Source organism: Variovorax sp. P4_B11, from assembly GCF_056402355.1.
In genome coordinates this window covers 14675-37596 of sequence record NZ_JBFUHO010000025.1, presented here as the reverse complement: position 1 = coordinate 37596, position 22922 = coordinate 14675, and the positions used below count along the sequence as shown (strand labels likewise).

The window sequence follows — 22922 nt, the reverse complement described above, 5'->3', positions numbered from 1 at the left end:
CGAGGAAAGAAGCAGCACATGCCAAAGACACCGGGCGGGCGAACGGCCACGACGCGCAAGGCAACGGCGGTGGCGAAGCCGGGCAAGGCCAAGGCGTCGCAACGCGTCATCGCGAAACGGACGCCGGTGCCGCGCAGTCCGGCCGCCGTGAGCCGGCGCCTGCGCCAGATCGAGGACAAGCGCAGCGTGATCCTCGCCGCCGCCCTGGGGCTGTTCTCGCGCTTCGGCCTGCATGGCACCAGCGTCGACCAGGTCGCGGCGCGCGCCGACGTGTCGAAGAGCAACCTGCTCTATTACTTCGCCAACAAGGAAGAGCTGTATGTGTCGGTGCTGCGCGATCTGCTCGCCGTATGGCTCGAGCCGCTGCGCGGTTTCCATGCCGACCAGGACCCGCGCGAAGCCATCGCAGACTACATCCGGCGCAAGCTCGTGATCTCGCGCGACCAGCCCGATGCGTCGCGCCTGTTCTGCCTGGAGATGATCCAGGGCGCACCGCTCCTGCGCGACGAACTCGGGCGCGAACTGCGCGACCTGGTCGACCGCAAGTCGGAGGTCATCCGTGACTGGGTGGCCGCCGGCAAGCTGGCGCCCGTCGACCCGCATCACCTGATCTTCGCGCTCTGGGCCACCACCCAGCACTACGCCGATTTCGGTGTCCAGGTGCAGGCCATCACCGGCCGCACGCTCGACGATCCGGCCTTCTTCGAGCAGGCGGTGGCGAACGTCCAGCGCATCGTCCTCGAGGGCGTCTCGGCGCCGTCGTAGCGCCCCGGCCCGAGGGTGTCAGTGCGGGGAGGGCACGATGTCGTGGTAGCGCCGGTCGAAGTAGATCAGGCCGTGCGCGGTGTCGCCCAGCGCGATCGCCACGGCCTCGCAGAACAGCACGTCGTGGGTGCCGACGCTGGTGCTGCGCACGACCCGGCAGTCGAAGGACGCGGCCGCGCCTTCGAGCACGGGAGAACCCGTGGCGCCGTTGCGCCAGCGGCCCGCGGCAAAGCGATCGTCCATCGGCGTCTTGCCGCCGAAGACGCCGGACAGCGTCTGCTGGCCGGCCGCGAGCACGTTGACGCACAGCACGGCGTTGGCCTGGAACGCGGGATACGCCGACGCCGTGCGGTTGAGGCAGATCAGCAGCGTGGGCGGCTCGTCCGTCACGCTGCACACCGCGGAGGCGGTGAAGCCGGCGCGCCCGGCCGGGCCGTCGGTGGTGATGATGTTGACCGCCGCGCCCAGGCGCGACATCGCATTGCGGTAGTCGGTCTTTTCCAGCACCCGGTCCGGGCTGTCGGGGGCGGCGGCGTCGGATACAGCGGCAGGCACGCGGGCGGTCAACATGGTTGGTACTCCGTGGACAGGTTCGGCCGTGCTCAGGCCAGCGTGCAGGCGTCTTTGAAATCGAGGCGCGGCAGGCGGCCAAACACCTTCGAGGCATCGCCGTGGCCGAGGTTGATGAGGAAGTTGGCGGTCCATGTGCTGCCGGCGAAGAACGCGGCGTCCACCTTGGCCTTGTCGAAGCCCGACATCGGGCCCGCGTCGAGCCCGAGCGAGCGGGCGGCAAGCAGCAGGTAGGCCGCTTGCAGCGTGCCGTTGCGGAACGCCGTCTCGTGGGCGAGCTCGGGGCTGCCCGTGAACCAGCTCTTCGCGTCGCCGTGCGGGAACAGCTTCGGCAGTGCCTCGTAGAAGGCCTTGTCCCAGGCGGCGATCACGGTCACGGGTGCGGTCAGGGTCTTCTCGAGATTGCCTTTCGACAAGGCCGGGGCCAGGCGCTGCTTGCCCTCCGGCGTGCGCACGAAGACGAAGCGGCCGGGCGAGCAGTTGGCCGAGGTCGGGCCCATGCGGGCGAGCTCGTACAGCTGCCGCAGCACGGCGTCGGAAACGGGCTCCGCGCGCCAGCCGTTGTGCGAGCGGGCTTCGGTGAAGAGGGTCGCCAGCGCGGCGTCATCCAGGTTGCGGGTCATGGTGTGGTTTCGGGTGCCGTCACGCGGGAGAGGAACGCGAGCAAGCTGCGGTTGAAGGTTTCGGGGTCGGTCACGCTGTGCGCATGGCCGCCGTGCGGCACGCGGTCCAGCGTGGCGCTCGGCAGGCCGTCGGCGAGGCGTTGCGAGCAGGTCCAGGGCACCAGCACGTCGTCGGCGGCGGCCGCGACCAGCGTCGGCACGGCGATGTCCGCCAGCCGCGCATCGACGTCGAAGGCGCGCAGCGCCGCGATGCGCGCGCGCATGTTGGCAACGCCCGGGAAGTGCGCATGCGCATGCTCGACCTCGTCGGCGACGCGCTGCGCATGCTCGGCGCACCAGGCGGCCGGGTACAGGAAGATCGGCTGCGCCTCGACATAGGCGCGCGCGCCGCAGGCGCCGAGCAAGGCCAGGCGGGCGTCGAAGCAGCGCGCCGAATGCGGATTGGGCCGGGACCACGCGTTGACCAGCACCAGGCTGGCGACCCGCGAGGGCGCGTCGAGCGCCAGCTGCAGGCCCGCCAGGCCGCCCAGCGCATGGCCGACCAGGTGGCAGCGCGGCGTCGACGTCGCGTCCATGATCTCGATCAGGTCGCGCGCCATGTCGGCGATCGCATAGCCCTCGGCGAGCGCGGCGGGGCTGCGTCCCGTGCCGCGCTGGTCGTAGGCGACCACGCGGTGGCCGGCGGCGAGCAGCGCGCCGAGCTGCGGCTGCCAGAAGCCGGCCGAGCCGCCGAGGCCCGACGACAGCAGCACCGCGTCGCCCCCGGCCGGTCCGTGCACCTCGAAATGCAGCGGCATGCTCAGGCCTTCTTGCCGACGTGCGCGATCGAGGCGATCTCGACCAGCGCATCGGGCTTCACGAGGCCGCACTGGATGCAGTAGCGCGCCGGCTTCACGCCCGGGAAGTACTCGGCGTAGACCGCGTTGACCTTGGCGTAGTCGGCCCAGTCCTTGATCATGATCATGTTGAAGGTGACGTCGTCCATGGTGCCGCCGGCGGTGGCGATGACGCTCTTGATGGTCTCGAGCACGTGCCGGGTCTGCGCCGTGGCGTCGCCGACGTGCACCACGTTGTTGTCCTTGTCGAAGGGCAGGGTGCCCGAGACGTAGACGACGCCGTCGGCCATGGTGCCGGGCACGAAGGGCGCGATCGGGGTGGTGGTTCCGGGCGGGATGATGGCTTGCTTGGGCATGGTTTCTCTTTCTTGGATTGGAATCAGGCAGTGGCGGCTTCGGCCGCGGCGGCTTGGACGCCGGCGCGCGGCGCGAAGGTGCGGCAGAAGTCGTCGACCGTCGAGACCCAGCCGAAGAAGGTCTCGACGTTGTAGACCGCCGCCTTCTGGATCGCTTCGCCGCCGAGCTCGTGCGTGGCGTCCTCGAGCATCACGGCGAAGTACTCGAGGTGGAAGGCGTCGCGCAGCGTCGACTCCACGCAGACGTTGGTCGCGATGCCGGTGAACACCAGGTTGCGGATGCCGTGCGCGCGCAGCGTGCTGTCGAGCGTGCTGTTGAAGAAGCCGCTGTAGCGCGTCTTGGGGACCACGATGTCGCCCGGCTGCGGCTTCATCGCGGCGATCAGTTCGTAGTCCCATCCGCCCTTGGCGAGGAACTTGCCTTGCAGCTCGGGCTTCTTGCGCATGGTCTTGAGCGCGTTCGACTTGTACCAGTTGGGCGAGCCCGGGCCGCCGGCTTCGACGTACGCCGCGTCCCAGCCGTTCTGCAGGAACACGACCCGCATGCCGGCCGCGCGCGCAGCGGCGATGCTGCGCGCGATGTTGTCGATCACGCCCTGCGCGCCCGAGATGTCGAAGCCGGCCGTGTCGACGTAGCCGCCGACCGACGCATAGGCGTTCTGCATGTCGACCACGATCAGGGCCGAGTTGGCGGTGTGCAGCGCCAGGGGTTCGGGGCGCGCGGGCAGCACCAGCGGCGCGGGCGCGCCCGGCGCGTCGGGCACGCCGACCGGCGTGGTGGAGCGGAGGGTGGTGTTGCGGGGGGTGCTGGTGGGTGGGGTCATGGCGACTCCGTTTCGGTTCAGGCGGCAAGCGCTTGCGGCACCGCCTGTGTCGGCACCGGGGTGTCGGCGCCCACGCGGCTCTTCATCAGCGGCTGGATGCGCTCGCCGAAGGCTTCGATGCCTTGGACGAAATCGTCGAAGGTCAGCAGCACGCCCTCGGTGCCCGGCACCTCGGCCATCTCGTCGAGCATGCGCGCGACGCTGGCATACGAGCCGACCAGCGTGCCCATGTTGATGTTGACGGCGGAGGTCGGGTCGGCCATCTGTCGTACGTTGGTGTCGGCGCCGGATCGGGTGTCGGCGGCGCCCTGTGCGCCGAGCCACGTGATCGCCTCGTGGTCGGCGCCGGCCTTGTAGTGCTCCCACTTGGCACGCGCGGCCTCGTCGGTCTCGTCGGCGATGACCATCATCAGCACGTAGGTGGTGACGTGGCGGCCGGTCTTCTTGGTGGCGTCGATCAGCTTTTCGGCGGCGGGCGCAAACGCCTTGGGCGTGTTCACGCCCTTGCCGAAGCAGAAGTTGTAGTCGGCGTATTGGGCGGAGAACGCCATTCCGGAATCGCTCTGGCCGGCGCAGATCACCTTCATGTCGACCTGCGGCCGCGGGCTCAGGCGGCAGTCGTCCATCTTGAAGTGCTCGCCCTTGAAGTCGGACTGGCCCTTGCCCCACAGGTCGCGCAGCACCTGGATGTATTCGGACAGGTAGGCGTAGCGGGTGCCGAAGAACTGGTCGCCCGGCCACATGCCCATCTGCGAGTACTCGGGGCGCTGCCAGCCGGTCACCAGGTTGAGGCCGAAGCGGCCGTTCGAGATCGAGTCGATGGTCGAGGCCATGCGCGCGACGATCGCCGGCGGCATCACCAGCGATGCGGCGGTGGCGAACAGCTTGATCTTCGTGGTCACGGCGGCCAGGCCGGCCATCAGGGTGAAGGATTCGAGGTTGTGGTCCCAGAACTCGGTCTTGCCGCCGAAGCCGCGCAGCTTGATCATCGACAGCACGAAGTCCATGCCGTAGTGCTCCGCGCGCTGCGTGATCCGCTTGTTGAGTTCGAAGCTCGGCTTGTACTGCGGAGCGTTCTCCGACAGCAGCCAGCCGTTGTTGCCGATGGGGATGAAGATGCCGACGTTCATGGGGGGACTCCTGGGACTTGGATGGAATGTCTGCGCTGGGGATTGCACAGACCGTGCCAAGGCAAATCCATTGGAAATCAACGACTTGCGTCAATTCCCGTGCATGGTTTTGACCAAATGGTCCAAAACGGAGCATTCGGATGGTCCGGCGGCGTTCGGCTTTGGTGCGCCGCGGTGGCCAGGGTCTGGGTGATCGACGAAATGCGCGATCCGGTTCGGGCTCCGCTGCCTCAGCCCTACGCTGTCTCGAGCCCCGGCCGCAGCCGCTGCCGTCAGTTCAAGGAGAGATAGCCGATGAAGAGGGCGAGCAACCACAGGGTTTCGGCGAGCATCAAGGCGAGTGGCCGCCAGCCGAGGCCGAGCAACTTCGCCAGGGACGTCTTCATCCCCAGGGCGGCGATCGCGACAACAAGGCAGATGCGCGACAAGTCGCCCATCACCTTGCCGGCAGCCAGAGGTACGCCGCCCAGGCTGTTGACCGCGACCAGTGCGATGAAGCAGGCGAGAAACAGCGGTACCAATGGCGGACGACCGCCGGACGCCTGGCGCGCCTGCCCCGCCTGCGTGCCGATCGAGCGGTCGCTCTGCCGGCGCCAATGAACAGCCAGCAACGCCACCACCGGCACGAGCAGCAACACGCGCAGCAGCTTCACGATGACCGCGACCTCCGCTGCTTCCTGCGAGATCATCGATCCGGCGCCGACGACCTGCGCGACGTCGTGGATGGTGCCGCCGAGGAAGATGCCCGCGGCAGCGTCCGACAGCTGCAGCAGTCTCGCCAGCGGCGGATAGAAGACCATCGCCAGCGTGGAAAGGGCCGTCACGCCCACGACCGTCAACAGAACCGTCCGTTCGTTCTCCTCGGACTTCGGCATCACGGCCGAGACCGCCAGTGCGGCCGAGGCGCCACAGATCGAGACGGCCGCGCCCGACAGCAAGCCGAAATCGGTCTTCAGGCCCATGCGACGCGCCAGCCATCCGCCGAGCGCGATGGTGCTCACTATGCCGGCGACGGCCATGCAGAAGGGCCAGAGTCCGAGTTGCGCCACCTGACCCAGGGTGATCCGGGCGCCCAGGAGCGCGACGCCGGCACGCAGCACTGTGCGAGTGCAGAAATCGATGCCCGGACGGCAACGGTCATCGTCGTACAGGAAATGCAGGGCCAGGCCGAGCAGCAGTGCATACAGCAGCAGGGGGCCGCCGTAGTGCTCGGCCAGGAAGGTCGCCGACAGCATGGCCATCGACGCCAGGGCCGTCCCCGGCCAGAGCGCTCGCGCATGGTCGAGCCTGCGTTCCAGTGGAGGTGCAGCCGTCAGGAAAGCCATGCGGTGCGCCTCAGCGCGGCCTGGCGCCAAGCGCGGCAAAGCCGCGGTCCAGGTCGGCCAGCAGGTCGACCGGGTCTTCCAGTCCCGCATGCAAGCGCACGACCGGTCCGCGGCCGCGCCAGTCCGCGATGCTGCGGGCCTTGCCCATGTCCGCCATGGTGACCAGGCTCTCATAGCCACCCCATGAAGCGCCGATGCCGAACAGCGACAGGCCGTCTACCAGCCGCTCGGCCGCGGTCAGGGGAATGTCCGGCTGCAGTTCGAAGGACACCAGGCCATTGGTGCCGAGGCAATCGCGTCGCCACAGCGCATGGCCCGGATGCTCGGGAAGGGCGGGGCAGAACACGGTGGCCACTTCGCGCCGCGACTGCAGCCAGCGGGCGATCTGGAGTGCGTGGCGCTCGTGCATCTGCAGCCGCGCCGACAGGGTGCGCATGCCCCGCAGCACCAGCCAGGCGTCGTCCGGACTGACGGTCATGCCGAAGGCGTCGCTGCGTTCGGCCAAAGGCTGCCAGGCCGCGCGCGTGGTGCACACGGTGCCCATCATCACGTCCGAATGGCCCGACAGGTACTTCGTGGCGGCCATGATGGAGATGTCGGCCCCCAACGCCAGCGGCCGGTACTGGCAGCCCGAGCCCCAGGTATTGTCCGCCGCCACCCACGCGCCCTGCGCATGGGCGATGGCGGCCAGCTGCGGCAGGTCGCACATCTCGTAGACCAGCGAGCCCGGGCATTCGGCGTAGACCATGCGCGTTGCGGGCGTGATGCGCTGCGCCACGTCGCTGCCGTCGGCGCGGAAGAAGGTGCAGCCGATGCCGTAGGGTTCGAGGAACCCCTGCACGAGCTTGCGCGCCGGCTGGTAGACGCCGTCGGACATCAGCACATGGTCGCCGGGTTTCAGGTAAGCCAGCAGCGTCATGCCGATGGCGGCCAGGCCGGTCGGGAACAGCCGTGTGCGGAAGCCGCCTTCGAGCTCGCTGACCGCGTCTTCGAGCGCGAAGGTGGTGGGTGTGCCGCGCGCACCATAGGTGAAGAGGCGCTCGCCGCCACGGCGCGCGCGCATCTCGCGCTGCGCTTCGACGCTGTCGAACAGCACCGTGCTGGCGCGTACCAGCGGGGGGTTCACAGCGCTGCCGCCGGCATAGGCGGGCGCCTTGCCCGCATGCAGCAGGCGGGTCTGCAGGCCCAGTTCGGGCGGTGTGGAAGGAGGGGCGGACATGGTCGATGGGCGTGCGTGGAGGCGAAATGGAGTGGCGAGGGGCCGGCGGCGGCCCGCCCCGAAACCGGGTCAGTCGATCTTGGCGCCCGAGAGTGCCACCACGCGAGACCAGCGGGCGATGTCCTGGCGCAGTTGGGCCGCAAAGGCCTCCGGTGTGCTGGCGACCACCTCGCTGCCGCCGTCGGTGATCAGGCGGGCGACTTCGGGCATGCGCAGGGTCCGCACGATGGCCTCGTTGAGGTAGGCCACGCGTTCCGGCGGCGTGCCGGCGGGCGCGAAGAAGCCGTACCAGTCCTCGAAGCGGGTGTTCGGATAGCCCAGTTCCTCGAGCGTCGGCACCTTCGCGAAGGCGCCGATGCGGCGCGGGCTGGTGACGGCCAGCGCGCGCATCTTCCCGTTCTGCAGCATGCCTGAGACCGAGGCGGTGGACGTCACCAGCACGTCCACCTGGTGGCCCAGCAGGTCCGTGATGGCGGGACCAGCGCCCTTGTACGGCACGTGGGTCATTGCCACGCCGCTGTCCTTCGCGAGCACCACGCCGATCAGGTGCGACAGGGTGCCGTTGCCGGGTGTCGCGTAGGTCACGGTGCCCGGATGGGTCTTGGTGCGGCTGGCCAGATCGGCGAAGGTCTTGTAGGGGGAGTCGGCCGCGACCACCAGCGCCAGCGGTGCGGCGTTGATCTGGGTGATCGGAACGAAGTTCTTCAGGGGATCGAAACCGGCCGATGCGTACAAGGTCGGGTTGACCGCCATCAGCGACACCTGGGCGGTGAGCACCGTGTAGCCATCGGCTTTGGCATCGGCCGCGGCCTTTGCGCCGATGTTGCCGCCCGCGCCGCCCCGGTTGTCCACCACCGCCGGCTGGCCGGTGATGTCGGGCAGTCGCGTGGTGATGAAGCGCGTGGTGCCATCGTTTCCTCCGCCCGGCGGGAAGGGGGAGATGAAGCGGATCGCCTGCGAGGGGAAGTCATGGCGCGCTGGCAGTGGATCGGCGGACGCTGGCTGCAGCGTCGAAGAGGCCGCAAGGCCGATTGCAACGGCAAGCTGCATGATCGGCGGAAGACGAAGCACACGAAGCAGGGAACGCATGGCGAGACTCCTGGGTAAGGGGAAGAGACGAGAACGGAAAGCTGAAACGGTGGCAGGTTCTCTGCGGCGGATTCGGCCTCTAGGCCGAAGGCGCCGGCGAGGGGGGAAGCCGGAAGGCCGCCAGTTCCTCGGCATCGAGCTGCGCGACCAGGCCCGTTTCCCACGCCAAGTAGCGGCGGGCGGCCTCCTTGTTGCCGTCGTGCCGGTCGTGGACGAAGAACAGGTAGTCGATGCACTCGGCGTCGGAAGGCGAGTCCGGGCTGGCGACGACCTGCAGGCGGGCATCGCGCCAGGCGTCCATCCCGCCGGCCAGCAGCAGCGGCGCAGCAAGCGCGGCAGGCCATTCGGTTGCCGCCCATGCCGCGAGCGCGGGGTCGTCTGCGATGAAGACGACCTGGCGTGTCTCCTCCCGCAGCCGCGAGTGCAGCACCGGCCGGATCGACCAATGTGCCTGCGGAACGTGGCCGGCGCGAAACTGCATGCCGGGCCGAAGGTCGACCAGCGCCACTTCGCCGCGTTCCAGACGCGCCGCCAAGGCCTGCGCGCCGATCGATTCAAGCGCCGGCGGTACCGGCGCATCGACCGGCGTCAGCGCCAGGCCGCTGGCGAGGCCGTCCACCAAAACGCTGGCGTCGTGGCCCATCTGGCGCAGCCAGCTCGCGACGGTCGGCGCACGCACGCCATCGCTGTCGAACAGAACGAGACGGGCGCCGCGCACGCCGATGTACTGATCGCCAGCCTGCATCAGCTGGCCGCCGGGCGTGTGCTGCGCCATCGGCAGGCTGCCCGCTGCGAATTCCTCCGGCGTGCGCACGTCGCACAGGAACAACGTGCGCTGCGTATCGGCGGCCCAGGTCCGGACCATGGCGGCATCCACATGGGGTACCTCGAAGCGTTGCGCCAGCGCCTCGGCCGCCGGCCGCAACGCAGCGCTGCCCGAGTCGTCCGGATAGCGGCGGGTGCCGCCATGCTCCAGCACCTGGTCCGCCAGATGCCAGCCCTGCGTTCCGTTCTCCAGCGCGTAGACCGGGTTGGGCACGCCGAGGTTGATGAGCGTCTGCGCGCCGATGATGCTGCGCGTGCGCCCCGCGCAGTTGACGACGATCGGCGTGCCGGCGTCGGGCACCAGGGACGACACCCGATAGGCCAGTTCGCCGTTGGGGCAGCAGGTCGCCTTGGGGATGTTCATCTTGCGGAATTCGGTCACCGGCCGTCCGTCCAGCACCGTGACGCGCTCGCCCCGCGCCAGCATCTGCGCCAGGCGATCGGCGCCGATGCGGGGCGTGTGATAGACCTGCTCGGCGAGTTCGCCGAAGGTCTTGGAGGGCAGGTTGACGCCCGCAAACAGCACGAAGCCTGCCGCCTTCCAGGCGCGCGTGCCGCCTTCGAGCACCATCACCTGGGCGTAGCCGAGGGCCTCCAGCCGTGCGGCGGCGCGTTCGGCCACCGGGGGCGAGCTGGCGTCGCCCGCGTCGTAGACCACCACGCGCACGCCGCGGCGCGGCACCAGCCGGGGCGCGTCGATCTCCAGCCGGCTGTAGGGCAGCGGCACCGCGTAGAACAGGTGCGCTTCGCCGTACTGGCCGTGCTCGCGCACGTCGAGCAGCGCGATCTCGCCGCCGTCGTGCAGCCAAGACTTCAGGTTTTGGGGAGAGAGATACGGGGTCATGGGAATCAGCGGGAAAGGGGGTGCGCACGGGCGCTCCTGCGGCGGTGCCGTGAAGCGCCGCCGCAGGCTGTGCGGATGGATCCGGAAGGAGGCTGCGGCTGTCGCCGCGGCCAGCCGGGCTAGCGGCGCGTTTGCACGCCGATGCCCATGGTCTGGCAGGTGCCGTTGTCGAGGTCGTAGCTGGTGCGCGCGTTCAGTGTTTCCAGCGCGCGGCCGTACATGTGCAGATGGCGGATCACCTGGTCGCCCTGGATCTCCACCGAGTGGATGTCCTCCGGCATCAAGGCGATGCCAGAGCCCGGCGCCACCACCACGCAGCCGGTCTCGCGCAGCCGGCCCACGCCAGGCGTCGAGCCGTCGTCCAGTCGCTGGTACACGCGGTTGTGTTCCGTGCCCTCGACGGCTGCGATGCAGGCCCATGTGGTGTGGTTGTGCGGCACGATGCGCTTGCCTGGGCGCATCACGTTGAGATACAGCGCGAAGCTCTGGTCCGGGTCCTCGGCGATCAGGTAGCGCGCCTGGTGCTCGCCCGCTTCCGGCGCCTCGAAGTCATCCTCCTGCCAGAGCGGCTTCACGCTGGCCAACGCCAGCAAGGCGTTCAGCACCGTGGCCAGGCTGTCGCGGGCGACCTCACGGCCCTGGAGTGCCTGCTTCATTTGCGCAATGGATGACTGCACCGCCTGCTGACGCTGGACGGCAAGGGAGGGGACCGTGGTGGTCATGGAAATTGCTCCTTCGGAATTCGTGCTGGCATTCACTTTAGTGAGGCCCGCACGCCCGAACAATCCAGCCTGCAAATGGAAATACTTCAATAAAATTAATCGATGGGCATCCTCGACCTTGAACTTCTGCGCTCGCTCGCTGCCATCGTGACCCACGACAGCTTTGCCGCCGCGGCGGTCCATCTCGGCAGGACGCAGTCGGCCATCACGCAGCAGATGCAGCGCCTGGAGGAGCAGATCGGGCACCCGCTGTTCGAGAAACAGGGCCGCAACAAGCGCCTTACGGACCATGGCCAGCGCCTGCTGACCTACGCCCGTCATTTGCTGGCGATCAACGACGAAGCGCTGCGCAGCCTGCAGCAGGGTCAGCTGGAGGGGGTGTTGCGCATCGGCGCCCCGCACGACACGGCGGACACCATGCTGCCGCCGCTGCTCGCGGAGATCGCTCGCAACTCGCCCTTGCTGCAGCTGGAGATCCACGTCGGCCGAAGTCCATTCCTGATGGAGTCCCTGAAACGCGGTGAACTGGACATGGCGATCTCCAACCGCGTCGACGATGCGCTCGAAGGCGTGGTGCTGCGTGCCTCGCCCACAGTCTGGCTCTGTGGGGCAAGCTATGTGCACGACCCGTTCAAGCCTATTCCGCTGATCATGGCCGATGGTCCCAGCATTTTTCGCCGCGTGGGGCACGAGGCGCTCGACGCGGCCGGCATTGCCTGGACCCCGCGCTACGCCTCCACCAGCCTGATCGGCATCCGGGCGGCCTTGCGCGCCGGCCTCGGCGTCACGGCGCGCGGCGTGGAGCAGCTCGATGCCGGTCTGCGGGTGCTGGGGACGGGCGACGGCATGCCCAGCCTGCCCGATCTGATCTACCGGCTGTACGTGCGCAGCCATGTGGTCAATCCCGTCACGCGGCAGGTCTTCGAGAGTCTCAAGAACCGCATGCGCCTGTCGGACACCGAAACGCGCGGCTGAGGCGCGGTGGTGGCGGTGACGCCCACGGGCAACCCGCAAGCGCTGGATGCGAGGCGCAAGCGCAATCCCTGCGACGGACTGGACCTGGACCCAAGTTGCTCCGGCAGCGCCAGCCTGCGGTCCCCTACCGCGGTTCCGCCGCGCAAGCCTAGAGTCGCAGGGCACGCAGGACGGTCAGGTCTGCTACCGTCCTGTCCTCTCACTGTCGATTGACGGAGGATCTCGATGCCACAACCCGACCCCAGGCGCTGGACCGTTCCCGCCATCGCTCTCCTGGTCCTGGCCATCGCGGCGCTGCTGGCCTTCATCGCCCAGCAGCAGGACGTGTTCAGCCGCCAGGACCGGCTCTACGTCGAGGTGCCCGACGCGGCCGGCATGGCCGAGGGCATGCCGGTGACGGCCCATGGCGTGGTGATCGGCCGCATCCGTGGCATCGGGCTGGCCGTGGCGCAGTCCGGCGACCGCGGCGCCCGGCTCGAGCTGGGCATCGGGCGCGAGCACATGGCGCAGATCCCGAAGGGAACGCGGGCCCGGCGGGTTCAGGACGGCGCGACCGGCAAGCCGGCGATCGACCTGGTGCCCCCTCGCGGCGGCGCCCAGGCGGTGGAATCCGGTGAGGTGCTGGCATTCGAAGGCGGCAAGGAAGGCGACAGGGAAGGCGGCCAGATCGTGCAGGCGCTGCAGGCGGCGCTGCTGCCGGCGATTGCCGATGCGCGCAAGCTGGCCGAGAGCCTGACCGACCCGGACGGCAGCTTCCAGCAGACGCTGAAGGCCGGCCAGGAGGTGGTGGGCAAGATGCCCGCGCTCGCCGAGAAGACCGTCGAGGTGCTCCAGCAGACGCAGCAGGCCGTGAAGACCATCGAGAGCGGTGCGGCGGCAACGATTCACAAGGCCGGTCAGACCCTCGAGGTCGTGGCGCAAGCCGCGCCTGCGGTGATCGACAAGGTGCAGCAGGCCGCGGCCACTTCGCAGCAGGCCAGCGCCGAGCTGCAGGCCATGGCGGCGCAGGCTGGCGAAAAGCTGCCCGGCGTGCTCGACCAGGTCCAGGCCGCGGCGACGCAGACCAACCAGATGGTGAGCAATGCCCGCCAGACCTGGCCGATCAGCTGGCTGACCGGCACGTCGACCACGCCGCAGTCGCTGCCGATCGACAGCATCGGCGGGCTGCCGCTGCCAGGGGAGGCGCAATGAGCGGCGTTCGGCGATGGATGGCCTGCGGGCTGTGCGCCCTGGCAGCGTGCCTGCTGGGGGCCTGCTCGACACCGCCCGTGCGCTCGCCGGCAGACATCCGGGCCCAGGGCTACAACACGCAGGGCATGGACCGCTACAAGGCCGGCGACCTGCCGCGGGCGCTGGCGTTCTTCGAGCAGGCGCTGGCGGTCGAACAGTCGATCGAGGACGACGACGCCATCGCAGCCACGCGGCTCAACCTGTCGATGGTCTATCTGGGCATGGGCCGCCGGGACGAGGCGCTGAAGCAGCTGGACCTCGTGCAGGACGAGCCCCGCCTGGCGTTCAGCAAGGACCGGCGCGCCGAAGCCGCATTGCGTCGCGCGATGGCCCTGCAGCCGACCGATGCCGCCAGCGCCGGCCAGTCGCTCGATCGGGCCGCCGCGCTCTGCGGCAGCAGCTGCAGCGTCCGCGGCAAGATCCTCAACCTGAAGGCCTACCTGGCGCTGAATGCCGGGCGTCCCGAGGAAGGACTGCGACTCGCGCAACAGGCCCACGGCGCGCTGGCCAAGGACGACGCTCTCGAGAAGGCCAACGCGCTGCGCCTGCAAGGCAGTGCCTACATCGCGATGCGCACGCCTGCGGCGGCGGCGGCGCCGCTTGCCGAAGCCTTGAAGATGGACAAGGCGGCCGGAGCGAGCGAGAAGATCTACCAGGACCTGCTGTTGCTGGGCCAGGCTTCGGCCGACAAGCCGGAGGTCGCCAAGGACTATTGGACAAGGGCCCGCGACGTGGCGCTGGCGGCCAGGAATCAGGTGGGCGTCGAACGCAGCGCGAAGCTGCTGGGGGCGCCTGCGCCCTAACCCAGCACGTCGTTCACCTGCTCGTTGAACTCCGCCTGGCTGAGCGCCGCGCCGATCTCCCGCGGCAGCGCGTCGCGCACCGAGAACACGCCGAGAATCCTCGGGCCCGACACCAGCGGCAGGTGCCGGAAGCCGCGCTCGAGCATCAGAACGACGGCATCGGACACCAGCGTTTCCGGCGCCACGCAGATCGGGTTGGGTGTCATGACCTCGCGCGCCGTGGTGCGATCGGGATCGAGCCCGCGGGCCAGCACGCGCGTCATCAGGTCGCGCTCGGTCAGGATGCCGATCAGGGTGTCCGGCGGCTCCATGACGAGCACGCTGCCGCAGTTGGCGCGCGTCATCACGCAGGCGGCGTCGCGCGCGCTGGCCTGGGGCCCCAGGCTGGTCACGTGCTTGCGCGAGATCGACTGGAAAACAGTGCGTTCGTCCATGGTCCGCCCTCCGAAGGAAGCGCTATGGTGCCGGTGGGAGCGGTTCAGCGCAAGGCGTCGTTGAGCCGCTCGAGCGCCTTCGCGCCGGGGCAGAGCTGGGCCGGGCCCAGCGTGTTGAGCGGCCGGTCGCTGGTGTTCAGCGCCGTGTGCAGGTCGGTGGCCAGCGGGTCGACGTAGAGCAGGCCCGTCACGACCTCGCCCATCTCCTGGTGCCGCTGCATGTGGGCCATGGCGGCGTAGCGGTCGCCGGGGTCGTAGCCGGCGTGCAGGCTGCGCAGCCGCAGCAGGGTGCCGTCGTGCTGGCGCACGTCCAGCACCTCGCCCGGCGCCATGTCGACCGTGATCTCGTCGCGCGCGCTGATGAAGTCGATGCGGCTCACGGCCTCGTTGTGTTCCCGCACGTAGTCGTAGCTCTTGGTGCTGCCCGGATGGTTGTTGAAGGCGACGCAGGGGCTGATGACGTCGATGAAGGCCGAGCCGCCGTGGCTGATCGCGCCTTTGATCAGTGGCACAAGTTGCGCTTTGTTACCCGAAAAGCCGCGTCCGACATAGCTGGCGCCCAGTTGCAGCGCCATGGCGACCAGGTCGACCGGGCTGTCGGTGTTGACCACCCCCTTCTTGCTCTTCGAGCCCTGGTCGGCCGTGGCCGAGAACTGGCCCTTGGTCAGGCCGTAGACGCCGTTGTTCTCGACGATGTAGGCCATGCGCACGCCGCGCCGCATCGCGTGGGCGAACTGGCCCAGGCCGATGGAGGCCGAGTCGCCGTCGCCCGAGACGCCCAGGTACAGCAGGTCGCGGTTGGCCAGGTTGGCGCCGGTCAGCACGCTGGGCATGCGCCCGTGCACGGTGTTGAAGCCGTGCGAGGCACCGAGGAAGTAGTCCGGTGTCTTGGAACTGCAGCCGATGCCCGAGAGCTTGGCCACGCGATGCGGCTCGATGTCGAGCTCCCAGCAGGCCTCGATGATGGCGGCCGAGATCGAATCGTGGCCGCAGCCGGCGCACAGCGTCGAGATCTTGCCTTCGTAGTCGCGCCGCGTGTAGCCGACCTTGTTGGTGGCCAGCGTCGGGTGGTGCAGCCGGGGCTTGGCGAGGTAGGTCATGCGGCTTCCTTGGGTTCGGTGGCGCGGGGCGCATGCGCCCGGACGCGCGCGCTGATCGCTTCGACGATGAAGCGCGCCGTGATCGGCGTGCCGTCGAAGTGCAGCACGCGGATCAAACGCGCGGGGTCGATGTCCAGCTCGTTGACCAGCAGGCTGCGCATCTGCGCGTCGCGGTTCTGTTCGACCACGAACACCTGTCGGTGCTGCGCCAGGAACTGCGTCACGCTGTCCGGGAACGGGAAGGCCCGCAGCCGCAGCGCGTCGAGGTGGATGCTGCGCGCTTCCAGTTCCTCGAGCGCCTCGTGCATCGCGGGGCTGGTCGAGCCGAAGTAGATCACGCCCAGGTCGGTCCTCTCGGCGGCGGGGCGCGGCACCGGCTGCGGCACCAGCGTGGCGGCGGTCCGGAACTTCTTCAGCAGCCGCTCCATGTTGTAGATGTAGTCGGGCCCGCGCTCCGAGTACCGGGCGTAGGCGTCGCGCGTCGTGCCACGGGTGAAGAAGCTGCCCTTGGTCGGGTGCGTGCCCGGCAGCGTGCGCCAGGGGATGCCGTCGCCGTCGACGTCCTTGTAGCGGCCGAAGTCGCGGCCGGCCTCCAGCTCCTCGGCGGTCATGACCTTGCCGCGGTCGTAGACCCGGCTGTCGTCCCAGTCGAAGGGCTCGCACAGGCGCTGGTTCATGCCGATGTCGAGGTCGGTCATCAGGAACACCGGCGTCTGCAGCCGGTCGGCCAGGTCGAGCGCCGCCGCCGCGTGCTCGAAGCACTCGTGCGGGTCCTCGGGAAACAGCAGCACGTGCTTGGTGTCGCCGTGCGAGGCATAGGCGCAGGACAGAATGTCGGCCTGCTGCGTGCGCGTGGGCATGCCGGTGGAGGGGCCGCCGCGCTGCACGTTGATCAGGGTGACCGGGATCTCGGCGAAGTAGGCCAGGCCGATGAACTCGCTCATCAGGGAGATGCCTGGCCCCGAGGTCGGCGTGAAGGCCCGCGCACCGTTCCAGCCGGCGCCGACCACCATGCCGATCGAGGCCAGCTCGTCTTCGGCCTGCACGATCGCGAAGCGGTTCTGGCCGGTCGCCGGGTCGACGCGGAACTTGGCGCAGTACTTCTGGAAGGCCTCGGCCACCGAGGACGAGGGCGTGATCGGATACCAGGCCGCGACCGTGGCGCCGCCGTACACGCAGCCCAGCGCGGCGGCGCTGTTGCCGTCGACGAAGATCCGGTCGCCCACGCGGTCGGCGCGCCGCACCTGCAGCCCGACGGGCTCGCGCAGGTTCTCGCGCGCGAAGTCGCAGCCCAGGTTCAGCGCCTGCACGTTGGAGGCCAGCAGCTTCTCCTTGCCCTTGTACTGCTCGCCGAACAGCTTCTCGACCACCTCGGGCTCGATGCCCAGCAGCACCGCCAGGGCGCCCACGTAGACGATGTTCTTGAACAGCTGGCGCTGGCGCGGGTCGTGATAGACCGCGTTGCAGATCTCGGTCAGCGGCATGCCGATGACGCGGATGTCGTCGCGGAACTTCGATGGCGGCAGCGGCCGCGTGCTGTCGTAGAACAGGTAGCCGCCGGGTTCGAGCTCGGCCACGTCGGCGTCCCAGGTCTGCGGGTTCATGGCCACCATCATGTCGGTGCCGCCGCGCCGGCCGAGGTGGCCGCGCTCGGTCACGCGCACCTCGTACCAGGTCGGCAGGCCCTGGATGTTGCTCGGGAAGATGTTGCGCGGGCTCACCGGCACGCCCATGCGCAGGATCGCCTTGGCGAACAGCTCGTTGGCCGAGGCCGAGCCCGAGCCGTTCACGTTGGCGAACTTGATGACGAAGTCGTTGACCGCTTCGATCTGTCGAATTCTTCCCGCGCTCATAAGGCAAGCTCCGTGCTGCGCACTGCGGTGCGAGCTTGCTTGGGGCGGCCCGGCGCGGCGCTCATGCCGGCACCCCCTGCTTCGGCGCGATGCGCGCATCGCGGCAGCCCGGCCCGGCCGGCGTGATCTCGAGCAGGAACTTCTGCATGTCCCAGGCACCGGTCGGACAGCGTTCGGCGCACAGGCCGCAGTGCAGGCAGACGTCCTCGTCCTTGACCATCACGCGGCCGGTCTTGAGTCCGCCCGACACGTACAGGTCTTGCGCCAGGTTGAGCGCCGGCGCCTTGAGCCGGGAGCGCAGGTCGCTCTCCCCGCCGTTGGCGGTGAAGCTGATGCAGTCCATCGGGCAGATGTCGACGCAGGCATCGCATTCGATGCAGGCGGAATCGGTGAACACGGTCTGCACATCGCAGTTGAGGCAGCGCTCGGCCTCCTTGAAGGCGGTGGCGGCGTCGAAGCCCAGCTCGACCTCCACGCGGATGCTGGCCAGCGCCGCTTCGGCCTTGGCCCAGGGCACCTTGTAGCGCAGGTCGTTGGAGGTGTCGTTGTCGTAGCTCCACTCGTGGATGCCCATCTTCTGCGACACCAGGTTGGTCATCGGAGGCGGGCGCAGCTCGACCGCCTCGCCGTGCAGCAGGCGGTCGATCGACACCGCGGCCTCGTGCCCGTGCGCCACGGCCGTGATGATGTTCTTGGGACCGAAGGCGGCATCGCCGCCGAAGAAGACCTGGGGCAGGGAGGACTGGAAGGTCATTTCGTCGACGCGGGGCATTCCCCCCTTGTCGAAGGCGATCCCGCAGTCGCGCTCGATCCAGGGGAAGGCGTTCTCCTGGCCCACCGCCACCAGCACCTCGTCGCATTCGAAGAAGACCTCGGGCTCGCCGGTCGGCACCAGCGTGCGGCGGCCCTGGGCGTCGTATTCGGCGCGGACGATCTCGAAGCGCATGCCCAGCAGCTTGCCGTTCTCGTGCACGAAGGCCTTGGGCACGTGAAAGTTGATGATCGGAATCCCCTCGTGCTGGGCGTCTTCCTTTTCCCAGGGCGAGGCCTTCATTTCCTCGAAACCGCTGCGCACGATCACCTTGACGTCGCTGCCGCCCAGGCGGCGGGCCGAGCGGCAGCAGTCCATGGCCGTGTTGCCGCCGCCGAGCACGATCACGCGCCGGCCGATGTGCGTGACGTGGCCGAACGAGACCGAGTTCAGCCAGTCGATGCCGATGTGAATGCTGTCCGCGGCTTCCCGGCGGCCGGGCACCTCCAGGTCGCGCCCGCGCGGCGCGCCGCAGCCGACGAAGATCGCGTCCCAGCCCTGCGCCATCAGGGCCTTCATCGAATCGATGCGCTCGCCGCTGCGGAATTCGACGCCGAGATCGAGGATGTAGCCGGTCTCCTCGTCGATCACCGATTCGGGCAGCCGGAAGCGCGGGATCTGGGTGCGGATGAAGCCGCCGGCCTTGGCTTCGCCATCGAACACCGTGACCGCATAGCCCAGTGGCGCGAGGTCGCGGGCGACGGTCAGCGAGGCCGGCCCCGCGCCGACGCAGGCGATGCGCCTGCCGTTCTTCGGTTCCGGTTTCGGCATCCGCGAACGCACGTCGTCCTTCATGTCGGCAGCCACCCGCTTGAGCCGGCAGATCGCCACGGGTTCAGGGTCCTTGGCGTTGCTTTCCTCCACCCGCCCGCGCCGGCAGGCCGGCTCGCAGGGCCGGTCGCAGGTGCGCCCGAGGATGCCGGGGAAGACGTTGGAGACCCAGTTGACCATGTAGGCGTCGCTGTAGCGGCGCTGCGCGATCAGCCGGATGTACTCGGGAACGGGGGTGTGCGCCGGACAGGCGTACTGGCAATCGACGACCTTGTGGAAATAGGCCGGGTTGGCAATGTTGGTTCGCTGCAATGCGTGTCTCCTGGCTGCCGCCCGCGGCCGGGGGGGCGGCGCGGGTCTGTCGTCAGTATGCGCCGCACCGGGCGGGAGCATGCCTTGGTGGAATCCCGCAGCAGGCGTCGCGCTGGATCGACCCGGGCCGATGCGGCCATCCTGGCCCGCTGCAACTTATCGTTTGCAGACGATCTCGGGCCAGAGCGTGCTCGCCGCCGCGTTGTAGTGCCAGATGATCTTCGTGACCTCGGCCTCCCCCCTGGCGGACACGTCCACCGGGGCGTCATCCGGGATCACGAGGGTCTGGCCGACTTCGGGAAGGGCCCCAGGGTACGGATGGTGGGCGGTGCCAACCTGCAATTCGCAGGGCGCTGCCGACTCGGTGTGGATGGTGATTCTCATTGACGTGCCCTGCATCCGGGGAGAAGGTTCCCGACGCTAGTTCGGGTCCCGCGGCGGGGGCTTGATCGCGCGCAAATCGAAGGTCGATCGCTGGCGATCCACGCCGACCGCGCCGCCGGTTGCGCTGTATCAAGCGGCCGGTGCAGGGCGGGTGCACGATGGTCGAATGAAGAAGCAGGCACCATCGAATCCGGGGATCGTGCTGCTGGCGGGTGCCTGCACCGGGCGGCGAGGTCGGCCGTGAAGCGCCTCTGGGTCTATGTGCACGCCGCCATGGCGTCGATGGCGTGGATGTTCATTCTCTTCGCGCTGGCCCTGGCCCTGCTGGATCCGAAATCCGGCCTCAACCAGGACCCGGTCTTCGCCGCGATTGCAATTTTCGTCGCTGTCGGCCACCTGAGCAGCGCGAGCTATCTGGTGCGCCGCATCCGCGAGGAGATCTTCGGGGCGAAATGAACGGCGTCGAGCGCCGGCGTGGCGGCGCCGAGGCGAGGCCTCGGGCCGGTTCATCAGTGCGATGCGCCCTCGGGGCGATCCCGCTACTCGATCTTCAGCGTGCGGGTACCGCTGCCTTCGCGCTTGGGAAGCGTGAGGCGCAGCACGCCATCCTCGAGCTTGGCGACCGCGGCCTTGTCGTCGACGTCGCTGGCCAGCGTGAAGCCGCGCGAGACGGTGCCGTGGTAGGTCTCGCGCACCAGCGAGCGCCCGTGCTTCTCTTCCTGCTCCTTCTTGATCTCGGCGGCGATGGACACATAGTTGCCATCGATCGAGACGCGGATGTCGTCCTTCTTTGCGCCCGGCATCTCGGCGCTGATGAGATATTCCTTTTCGTTCTCGCTGATGTCGACGCGAATGTCCATTGGCAAGGTGTTGTCATCGAGCAGTTGCATCGGACGGGCCCAGCGGCGGAACATCTCTGGAAACAGGTTGTCGATTCGATCGAGGCGGGTCAGGGCATTCATGTGGATCACTCCAGGTTGGGTAGCGATGTGATCGATCTGCGATCGCTGTGAGCAGGACTTCGCGATCGACATGTTCAGTCTAGGAACTCCGATGGCGCATGGTTTGCGCGGGATCAAATCGCGACGCCATGCTGCGTTGATTCAGGTCAAGCGAGCTCTGTGGCGTGCCGCTCGATGGCTAGGGCCGCGCCTCCTTCAGGCGCCCTTCGATCTCGGCCAGGCTCAGCGAAGTGAGGTCGGCGTTGAACTCCAGGCTGATCTTCTTCTGGACCGGCTCGCTGAGCCGGGTCCGGAGTTCACCGAGGAAAGGGTTCGACGCACAGACCGCGAGGGATTCGAACTTGCGGGCCGCGAGCCCCTGGTCCAGTCGATCGGCCACTTCGCGTGCGAAATGATCAAGCTCCTTGCGCCGGGCGTCGGTGCGCGGCTCGAAGCGAACGACGCCGTGGGTGTTGTTGATGTTGTTGTTGTCCGTGGCGTCGCGGCCGGGGTGGTCCGTTGCCAGTTCGCTGCGCCGCATCCGGCTCTCCTCATGCGTCAGGGTCTCCACCGGCTCCAGAGCGGCCAATGGGAAATCGCGGCGGAAGATCCGCGCCAGCGATGCATTGGCGACAAGGATCCACTGATGCTTCATGTCAATTCTCCTTTGGATGGCGATCCATGGTGCGCGCCCTCCTGGAAGGGGGGTTGCGCCAGCGCAAAAAGGGCGCGACAGGTCGGCTGCGAACGTGTGCCGACCGCTCGAGCAGTTTGCGCCCCATCGGCGCGGAGGGCCAGGTCGATGACCCGGCGCGCAACAGGGGTTGTCCGTGAGCCGCCTCTCGTTCTGAAGCAGTCCGACTGCCTTGACCCTGACATCGACGTGCTGCGCGGGACGCGGGCACCTGCGGTCGACCTGCTGCCCTCGGCGCATTCGCGCGACTTTGCGGTGCACTTGCGCTGCGTCAAGGCACCGGCATCGGCCTTGCGTGATCCTGAGATCCGATCCCGCCTCCGGCGCGGCGATCTGTTCATGCCTCCAGGAGTCGTTCGATGCCGACCATTCCGTTGAATCTCGAAACCGATACCGTCGTGCTGCCTTCCCCGGTCGTGCGGCCGCACCTGTCCCTTGATCAGGCGCTCAAGAAGCGGCACAGCACGCGTGCGTTCCTGCCCGACCCGATCACGCTGGAGGCGCTCTCCGCGCTGCTCTGGGCGGCGTTCGGCGTCAACCGGGAACAGCAGGGCGGACGCACGGCGCCTTCGGCGCACAACTGGAAGGAGATCGATGTCCATGTGGTGCTGGCCGAGGGAGCGTACCGGTACGAGCCGCGCACGCATCGCCTGCAGCTGGTCACGGCCCAGGACCTCCGCAGGTCCACGGGGACGCAGGACTTCGTGGCCACCGCGCCGATCAACCTGGTGTACGTCGCGGACCTCGAGCGCATGGAGGAGGTGCGGGTGGAGGATCGCCCCTTCCTGGCCGGGGCCGATGCGGGCTGCATCGCGCAGAACGTGTATCTCTACTGCGCGGCGGCCGGGTTGGGCACTGTCGTGCGGGCGCTGATCGATCGACGCGAACTCGCGCATGCGCTCGGCCTGCCGATCAACCAGCGCATCGCCCTGGCGCAGACCGTGGGATATGCGAAGCCGTGAGCCGTTCTGCGCCTGCGAGCGGCGTCAGAGCAGTTTCCGATAGACCACGAAGCCGGACTTCTCGGCGACCTTGTCATAGAGCTTCATCGCCGTGGCGTTGGTCTCGTGGGTCTGCCAGTAGACCCGCGGGGACCCCGCGGCGGCCGCCCTTCGGTAGACCTCCTCGATCAGGGCCCGGGCGACACCCCGGCCCCGGGCGGCCTCGACCGTGAAGAGATCCTGCAGGTAGCAGTTCATGCCGATCTGGCTGGTGCTGCGGTGATACAGGAAGTGCACCAGTCCCAGCAGGCCGGCGGGGCCCTCGGCGACGAGCGCATGCATCGGCTCTCCGGCGTCGAGGAAGCGCGACCAGGTGGTCGTGCTGACTTCGGCCGGCAGCGCGGTCGGTCCGCTGCGGCCGTAGAAGGCGTTGTAGCCGTCCCAGAGCGGCTTCCAGGCCGGGAAGTCGGCGTCGGCGACGGGACGGATTCGCAGCGATGAGTCCATGGTGTGGGTCTGGTGAGATGAATCCCTCGGGGGGCAGT

26 protein-coding genes are annotated in these 22922 nt (G+C 68.6%); 7 read left to right on the top strand and 19 right to left on the bottom strand.

Features of this window, described 5'->3' with window-relative positions:
- Nucleotides 1–18: 18 nt before the first annotated feature.
- Nucleotides 19–765 carry an HTH-type transcriptional regulator RutR gene (gene rutR / locus AC1DYD_RS21660; protein ID WP_478174808.1) on the top strand — a complete coding sequence of 249 codons (747 nt, stop codon included), beginning with the start codon at nucleotides 19–21 and terminating at the stop codon, nucleotides 763–765.
- A gap of 18 nt (nucleotides 766–783) precedes the next feature.
- On the opposite strand, the gene rutF is transcribed toward rutR, so the two are convergent.
- The 11 genes from rutF to AC1DYD_RS21605 all read right to left on the bottom strand — a co-directional run bounded on the left by rutF (nucleotide 784) and on the right by AC1DYD_RS21605 (nucleotide 11128).
- Complete coding sequence (gene rutF / locus AC1DYD_RS21655) at nucleotides 784–1335, bottom strand: NADH-dependent FMN reductase RutF (RefSeq protein WP_478174807.1); 552 nt, start codon at nucleotides 1333–1335, stop codon at nucleotides 784–786.
- Nucleotides 1336–1367: 32 nt separating this feature from the next.
- Nucleotides 1368–1958, bottom strand: a complete 591-nt coding sequence (locus tag AC1DYD_RS21650) for a malonic semialdehyde reductase (protein WP_478174806.1) — start codon at nucleotides 1956–1958, stop codon at nucleotides 1368–1370.
- A complete protein-coding gene (rutD, locus tag AC1DYD_RS21645; RefSeq protein ID WP_478174805.1) occupies nucleotides 1955–2755 on the bottom strand; it encodes a pyrimidine utilization protein D in 801 nt (266 codons plus the stop codon). Before rutD ends, AC1DYD_RS21650 begins: the two co-directional genes overlap by 4 nt.
- A 2-nt stretch (nucleotides 2756–2757) precedes the next feature.
- Nucleotides 2758–3150 (bottom strand): pyrimidine utilization protein C, encoded by a 393-nt coding sequence (gene rutC, locus AC1DYD_RS21640; protein ID WP_478174804.1) that lies wholly within the window; start codon nucleotides 3148–3150, stop codon nucleotides 2758–2760.
- A gap of 23 nt (nucleotides 3151–3173) precedes the next feature.
- The gene (rutB, locus tag AC1DYD_RS21635) at nucleotides 3174–3974 is read right to left on the bottom strand and encodes a pyrimidine utilization protein B (RefSeq protein WP_478174803.1); all 801 of its coding nucleotides are present in this window, start codon (nucleotides 3972–3974) and stop codon (nucleotides 3174–3176) included.
- A gap of 17 nt (nucleotides 3975–3991) precedes the next feature.
- The gene (gene rutA / locus AC1DYD_RS21630) at nucleotides 3992–5104 is read right to left on the bottom strand and encodes a pyrimidine utilization protein A (RefSeq protein ID WP_478174802.1); all 1113 of its coding nucleotides are present in this window, start codon (nucleotides 5102–5104) and stop codon (nucleotides 3992–3994) included.
- A gap of 272 nt (nucleotides 5105–5376) precedes the next feature.
- On the bottom strand, nucleotides 5377–6429 hold the full coding sequence (locus AC1DYD_RS21625; protein WP_478174801.1) for a YeiH family protein: 1053 nt from the start codon (nucleotides 6427–6429) through the stop codon (nucleotides 5377–5379).
- 10 nt (nucleotides 6430–6439) lie between these two features.
- Nucleotides 6440–7648: a cystathionine beta-lyase gene (metC, locus tag AC1DYD_RS21620; protein ID WP_478174800.1), complete on the bottom strand. Its 1209-nt coding sequence runs from the start codon at nucleotides 7646–7648 to the stop codon at nucleotides 6440–6442.
- 69 nt (nucleotides 7649–7717) lie between these two features.
- Nucleotides 7718–8698 (bottom strand): Bug family tripartite tricarboxylate transporter substrate binding protein, encoded by a 981-nt coding sequence (locus tag AC1DYD_RS21615; protein WP_478174872.1) that lies wholly within the window; start codon nucleotides 8696–8698, stop codon nucleotides 7718–7720.
- A 118-nt stretch (nucleotides 8699–8816) separates the two neighbouring features.
- Nucleotides 8817–10406: a rhodanese-like domain-containing protein gene (locus tag AC1DYD_RS21610; RefSeq protein WP_478174799.1), complete on the bottom strand. Its 1590-nt coding sequence runs from the start codon at nucleotides 10404–10406 to the stop codon at nucleotides 8817–8819.
- Nucleotides 10407–10525: 119 nt separating this feature from the next.
- The gene (locus AC1DYD_RS21605) at nucleotides 10526–11128 is read right to left on the bottom strand and encodes a cysteine dioxygenase family protein (RefSeq protein WP_478174798.1); all 603 of its coding nucleotides are present in this window, start codon (nucleotides 11126–11128) and stop codon (nucleotides 10526–10528) included.
- A gap of 102 nt (nucleotides 11129–11230) precedes the next feature.
- Here AC1DYD_RS21605 and AC1DYD_RS21600 point away from each other — a divergent pair, with 102 nt between their 5' ends.
- The 3 genes from AC1DYD_RS21600 to AC1DYD_RS21590 all read left to right on the top strand — a co-directional run bounded on the left by AC1DYD_RS21600 (nucleotide 11231) and on the right by AC1DYD_RS21590 (nucleotide 14136).
- A complete protein-coding gene (locus AC1DYD_RS21600; RefSeq protein WP_478174797.1) occupies nucleotides 11231–12103 on the top strand; it encodes a LysR substrate-binding domain-containing protein in 873 nt (290 codons plus the stop codon).
- 225 nt (nucleotides 12104–12328) lie between these two features.
- Nucleotides 12329–13294 (top strand): MlaD family protein, encoded by a 966-nt coding sequence (locus AC1DYD_RS21595; RefSeq protein WP_478174796.1) that lies wholly within the window; start codon nucleotides 12329–12331, stop codon nucleotides 13292–13294.
- Complete coding sequence (locus AC1DYD_RS21590; RefSeq protein WP_478174795.1) at nucleotides 13291–14136, top strand: tetratricopeptide repeat protein; 846 nt, start codon at nucleotides 13291–13293, stop codon at nucleotides 14134–14136. Before AC1DYD_RS21595 ends, AC1DYD_RS21590 begins: the two co-directional genes overlap by 4 nt.
- Here AC1DYD_RS21590 and AC1DYD_RS21585 read toward each other — a convergent pair.
- The 5 genes from AC1DYD_RS21585 to AC1DYD_RS21565 all read right to left on the bottom strand — a co-directional run bounded on the left by AC1DYD_RS21585 (nucleotide 14133) and on the right by AC1DYD_RS21565 (nucleotide 19801).
- Nucleotides 14133–14570, bottom strand: coding sequence for a CBS domain-containing protein (locus tag AC1DYD_RS21585; protein ID WP_478174794.1), 438 nt, complete (start codon nucleotides 14568–14570; stop codon nucleotides 14133–14135). The two genes, AC1DYD_RS21590 and AC1DYD_RS21585, sit on opposite strands and share 4 nt — an antisense overlap.
- A gap of 44 nt (nucleotides 14571–14614) precedes the next feature.
- Nucleotides 14615–15670 carry a 2-oxoacid:ferredoxin oxidoreductase subunit beta gene (locus tag AC1DYD_RS21580; protein WP_478174793.1) on the bottom strand — a complete coding sequence of 352 codons (1056 nt, stop codon included), beginning with the start codon at nucleotides 15668–15670 and terminating at the stop codon, nucleotides 14615–14617.
- On the bottom strand, nucleotides 15667–17523 hold the full coding sequence (locus tag AC1DYD_RS21575) for a 2-oxoacid:acceptor oxidoreductase subunit alpha (RefSeq protein ID WP_478174792.1): 1857 nt from the start codon (nucleotides 17521–17523) through the stop codon (nucleotides 15667–15669). Before AC1DYD_RS21575 ends, AC1DYD_RS21580 begins: the two co-directional genes overlap by 4 nt.
- Before the next feature lie 61 nt (nucleotides 17524–17584).
- Nucleotides 17585–19417, bottom strand: coding sequence for an FAD-dependent oxidoreductase (locus AC1DYD_RS21570; protein WP_478174791.1), 1833 nt, complete (start codon nucleotides 19415–19417; stop codon nucleotides 17585–17587).
- A 156-nt stretch (nucleotides 19418–19573) separates the two neighbouring features.
- Nucleotides 19574–19801: a hypothetical protein gene (locus AC1DYD_RS21565; protein WP_478174790.1), complete on the bottom strand. Its 228-nt coding sequence runs from the start codon at nucleotides 19799–19801 to the stop codon at nucleotides 19574–19576.
- A gap of 61 nt (nucleotides 19802–19862) precedes the next feature.
- On the opposite strand from AC1DYD_RS21565, the gene AC1DYD_RS21560 reads away from it, so the two are divergent.
- Both AC1DYD_RS21560 and AC1DYD_RS21555 read left to right on the top strand, forming a co-directional pair.
- Nucleotides 19863–20045, top strand: coding sequence for a hypothetical protein (locus tag AC1DYD_RS21560; RefSeq protein ID WP_478174789.1), 183 nt, complete (start codon nucleotides 19863–19865; stop codon nucleotides 20043–20045).
- Nucleotides 20042–20257: a hypothetical protein gene (locus AC1DYD_RS21555; protein ID WP_478174788.1), complete on the top strand. Its 216-nt coding sequence runs from the start codon at nucleotides 20042–20044 to the stop codon at nucleotides 20255–20257. Before AC1DYD_RS21560 ends, AC1DYD_RS21555 begins: the two co-directional genes overlap by 4 nt.
- Nucleotides 20258–20340: 83 nt before the next feature.
- Here the strand turns inward: AC1DYD_RS21555 and AC1DYD_RS21550 are convergent, their stop codons facing one another.
- Both AC1DYD_RS21550 and AC1DYD_RS21545 read right to left on the bottom strand, forming a co-directional pair.
- Nucleotides 20341–20763 (bottom strand): Hsp20/alpha crystallin family protein, encoded by a 423-nt coding sequence (locus AC1DYD_RS21550; protein ID WP_478174787.1) that lies wholly within the window; start codon nucleotides 20761–20763, stop codon nucleotides 20341–20343.
- A 178-nt stretch (nucleotides 20764–20941) separates the two neighbouring features.
- Nucleotides 20942–21397: a host attachment protein gene (locus AC1DYD_RS21545; RefSeq protein ID WP_478174786.1), complete on the bottom strand. Its 456-nt coding sequence runs from the start codon at nucleotides 21395–21397 to the stop codon at nucleotides 20942–20944.
- A 398-nt stretch (nucleotides 21398–21795) separates the two neighbouring features.
- Between AC1DYD_RS21545 and AC1DYD_RS21540 the strand changes: the two genes are divergently transcribed.
- A complete protein-coding gene (locus AC1DYD_RS21540) occupies nucleotides 21796–22398 on the top strand; it encodes a nitroreductase family protein (RefSeq protein ID WP_478174785.1) in 603 nt (200 codons plus the stop codon).
- A 24-nt stretch (nucleotides 22399–22422) separates the two neighbouring features.
- On the opposite strand, the gene AC1DYD_RS21535 is transcribed toward AC1DYD_RS21540, so the two are convergent.
- Nucleotides 22423–22884, bottom strand: a complete 462-nt coding sequence (locus AC1DYD_RS21535) for an N-acetyltransferase family protein (RefSeq protein WP_478174784.1) — start codon at nucleotides 22882–22884, stop codon at nucleotides 22423–22425.
- Nucleotides 22885–22922: the final 38 nt, after the last annotated feature.